Genomic DNA, 3,862 nt, shown 5'->3' with positions numbered 1-3,862 from the left:
AATTTTCTTTTCAATTTTCTTCCCAATAGAGTTTTGATAATCCTGATGAAAGCCCTCTATATAAGAATCTCCTAATATTGCTACTTCGAATTTATCTGCAGAAGGAAGGAAATCCCTATATGAATTAAAACCTGCATTGTTTATGCCGTATTCAGAAAAATTTTGATTCCTATTACCTTGTACGGCATATCCGGCACTACGTGGGACTCTTTTTTCAACCCCAAATTCATCTATATATTGTGGTGCATTGTCTGTATATAAATGAAATATCCGAACAAGTATTTCCAGAACGATTAGAATCAATAGGATATAAAGAAATAATTTTTTTAAAAATGCTACCATGGCTCCTAAAATTGAAAATAAATAAAGGAACGATTCACACCGTCATCAAAAAATAATAATATAGCAAGGACTACTAAGGTATAGAGTGAAAAACGCACGTATTTAGACTTAAACTTAAACGGATTCCTCTCATCTTTCCTAATACGGTATTCGTACAAAATGAACAGAAACAGTAAAATATAAAAGTCAATCATTCTATACCCCATGGGATGTACATAGTTTTCGTAACTAAGATCTGCAAAAAAATGATCAATATAACCATACGCGTCCGTAAGACTTGGAGACCTGAAGAAAACCCTTGAAAATGTAACTAAAATAAACGTCCATAGCATCATTCCAACTTCCTTTATGGATGGGAAAAATGAATTTTCACCAACTACATTTCCTGCATATATCCTGTTTCTTCCCAATAGGAAAACAGGAATGTAAAACAAAGCGTGCAGGCCACCCCAAAAGATAAATGTCCAGTTGGCACCATGCCAAAAACCACTTACTAAAAATATGACACAGATATTGCGTATAGATTTTAATTTGCTAACTCTGTTGCCGCCCATTGGAATGTAAAGATAATGGCGAAACCATGTGGATAAAGAAACATGCCATCTTTGCCAGTATTCAGCGACATTCCGTGAGAATTGTGGAAACTTAAAATTGGACATAAGTTCCACCCCAAACAATTTGGCTGTGCCAATGGCAATATCGGAATATCCACTAAAATCCCCGTATACCTGAAAACTAAATAAACAAACCCCCAAAACAAGTGTTGAGGCAGGATATGCGGCGTAATTGGTAAATATATCATCAACTACCGGTGCAAGTGAATCGGCAATTACCAGTTTTTTAAAAAACCCCCATAGAATAAGCTTCATTCCACCTGCTGCCTGGTCAAAGTTAAAAACTCTTTTCTTTGTTATTTGGGAGAGCAGATTGGAAGCGCGTTCAATAGGTCCGGCTACTAGCTGTGGAAAAAAAGCAACAAATGCTGCAAAGGCAATAAAATTTGAGGTGGGCTTAATTCGCTTGTAATAAATATCAAAGGAATAGGACATGGTTTGAAATGTGTAGAACGAAATCCCTACAGGCAGGATAATACTCAAGGTCCAGGTGCTTTTAATATCATAGCCAATGTTAGCAATCAGGTCAATAAAAGAATCGGTAAAAAAGTTGTAGTACTTAAAAAAGCCAAGCATTCCAACATTGAAAACAACACTTACCCAAAGCCAAGCTTTGCTTTTAATAGTATCTGCAGACCTGTGAATTTGCTGGCCTACAAAGTAATCAACTAATGTGCTTGCTAGTATTAACACAAGGAAACGCCAGTCCCACCAGCCATAGAAAACATAACTGGCAAAAATTAAAAGAATATTCTGATAGCGCGCCTTACCATTAAAAACATACCAGTATAGAATAAAAACTATAGGAAGAAAGAGCAAATACTCTAATGAGTTAAATAACATAAATAATAATTTACCCGTGTTTCTTTTTGAATGAGTTCCGTTTATTTTGTAATTAAACCCCAATCACCAATAGGAGCCAATATAAATACAACTTGAGCAATCTTCCTGCGCTCAACTATTTAAAAATGGTCTGATTAGATGAATTATTGCGACTTATGGCATGGGGTGGTTTTTATTTCTGGTTTTCATTCTATGCTATTAAATAAACCATTGTTTATTCTGCGTCTTCTTCTTCCCGTACTTCCACAATTTCGTACATGTTTTCTCCATCGAGCTGTATGGGTTGGTAATAGGTCTCCCCAAATTTCACATAGGTCTGATCTCCAATTTTAACTTCTTCCCCGCCATCCGGTAAATGTGGGACTATAGTACCAGCAGTTGCAGGAACCACTGTATAACCCTCATCTGATTTTTCATAATAAGCGCCACCGTAGTAATAATTGTTGGTGGTTTCATTAACCTCCACCACTTCAGCTTCTTTGGGAATGGTCTCCACAGTTGCCCCAACAGGGGCCTGAACCACCGTATAACCACCATCAGATTCAACATAATATACGCCGGTATCATAATGGTATTGTTGGCTTTCTATACTTATAATAATTGCAGTGGTCGCCATAGTAGCTACAAAAAAGCCCCAGGGATGCCAAACGGGCCCCCAGTAGAAAGGACGATAAGGATGATAAAAGTAAGGCCTGTGGCAATAATACCCGAAACCACCATACCTGTAGGGAGGTCTTACATACGCTCGTCCACCTCTTCGTACATAGGTGTTGCCCCTGTTAATATTTACATTTCTGCTGTTATCTATATTAATGTTTCTGTTGCTGTTATTAATATTCGTTCTGTTTCCATCTCTACTTTTTACGTCAGAAGTCCTCCTTCCATCCCGGGATGCATTTTGCCTGTCTCTATTTCCGGAATTTGAACTGCTGCGATCTGCCGTTGCCGCCCTGTTGGATGTTCTTTCCCTGGTTTGCGCATTATTTCTTTGACTTGTACTGGGTGTCCTGCTATAACTGCGATCATTTGATCTCGTATGTCCACCGTTAATGGACTTCGAAGGCGCGTTGTACGAGCTAGATGGTCTGGACGCGGATGAACGTTGTGGTTGACGTTGAGTATTGGATCTGGAAGGGGCTGACCGCTGGGGGCTCGGACGGGATGCCATACTTCTTCCACCACCTCTTGAAGCTCTGTGACCCATTCTTTGGGCATTTATGGAAGCTAATGGAAGTATAAGCAGCAGGATTAGTACAATTAGTCCTGAACTTTTATTTGTCTTGGATATGTCTTTATGCATAATATATTTTGAATTAATAAAATTATAAGGGATTAAGATTTTTCCATTATGTCAATTAATCTGGCATTCGGTGGAGGTAAAAATTCAAATAGGGTATTGGGGAGCTTTGGGTTTAACTCCCAATTCCTGAAAACCGATTCTATTCGTAAATTTTGTTTCCCTTTTTGAATTAGTATAAAACGTTTGGGTAAATTCCAGTTGTTACTTGAAACCCATAGCTGTAAATGCACATTCTCATTGGTGGCCCTTATATAAAAACATTCTTCTCCATCCACCATTTTTTTACCCAAAAACTCCAGGGTATTGAATTCTGCCAGGATATCATCAGTAAAGGAAGGATAGAAAAAATCCGCAGCAGGAAACTGGACGCCAAACCTGGTGTGCAGGGCATCTATCATTGCAATTATATTATCAGGTGATTCAAGGGTGACATAATTATTTTCTTTAAAGGAGTACATAGAAGCATAGGCACCATTATACCAAAAACCATATTTTCCTTTATCTCCTATTTTGTGGAAGACCATTTTATCAGGACCTGCCATACTCACCTGGCTTACACTATGTTGTGTTGTAATTTTTTGTTCGGCATCCAATTTGTCTATGGAAGTTTCGATAGAAAAACTTACGGCTTCAAGTTCGCCAATAATATCTGCCATCCTGTCAAGGATATATACTCCTGCAGAATCTATTTGCCTCGCAGCCTGGCTTTGGCCAAAAAAAGGAAGTGCTATTAGAGCAAGTGTTACTACGTATTTTTTCATAG

3 protein-coding genes and 1 pseudogene are annotated in these 3,862 nt (G+C 38.2%); all 4 read right to left on the bottom strand.

The window, feature by feature from the left end:
* Window positions 1-342 (bottom strand): annotated as a pseudogene (locus Q0X89_RS02505) (hypothetical protein); the annotation flags it as partial.
* A gap of 5 nt (window positions 343-347) precedes the next feature.
* Window positions 348-1,799, bottom strand: coding sequence for an MBOAT family O-acyltransferase (locus Q0X89_RS02500; RefSeq protein ID WP_297691031.1), 1,452 nt, complete (start codon window positions 1,797-1,799; stop codon window positions 348-350).
* 214 nt (window positions 1,800-2,013) lie between these two features.
* A complete protein-coding gene (locus Q0X89_RS02495; RefSeq protein WP_297691030.1) occupies window positions 2,014-3,099 on the bottom strand; it encodes a DUF6515 family protein in 1,086 nt (361 codons plus the stop codon).
* 32 nt (window positions 3,100-3,131) lie between these two features.
* A partial coding sequence (locus Q0X89_RS02490) for a DUF2092 domain-containing protein (RefSeq protein WP_297691029.1) occupies window positions 3,132-3,862 on the bottom strand: 731 nt, incomplete at its 5' end.

Origin of the sequence: uncultured Eudoraea sp. (assembly GCF_947258525.1) — a bacterium.
Classification (GTDB): domain Bacteria; phylum Bacteroidota; class Bacteroidia; order Flavobacteriales; family Flavobacteriaceae; genus Eudoraea.
This window is presented reverse-complemented; position numbering and strand designations above follow the sequence as displayed.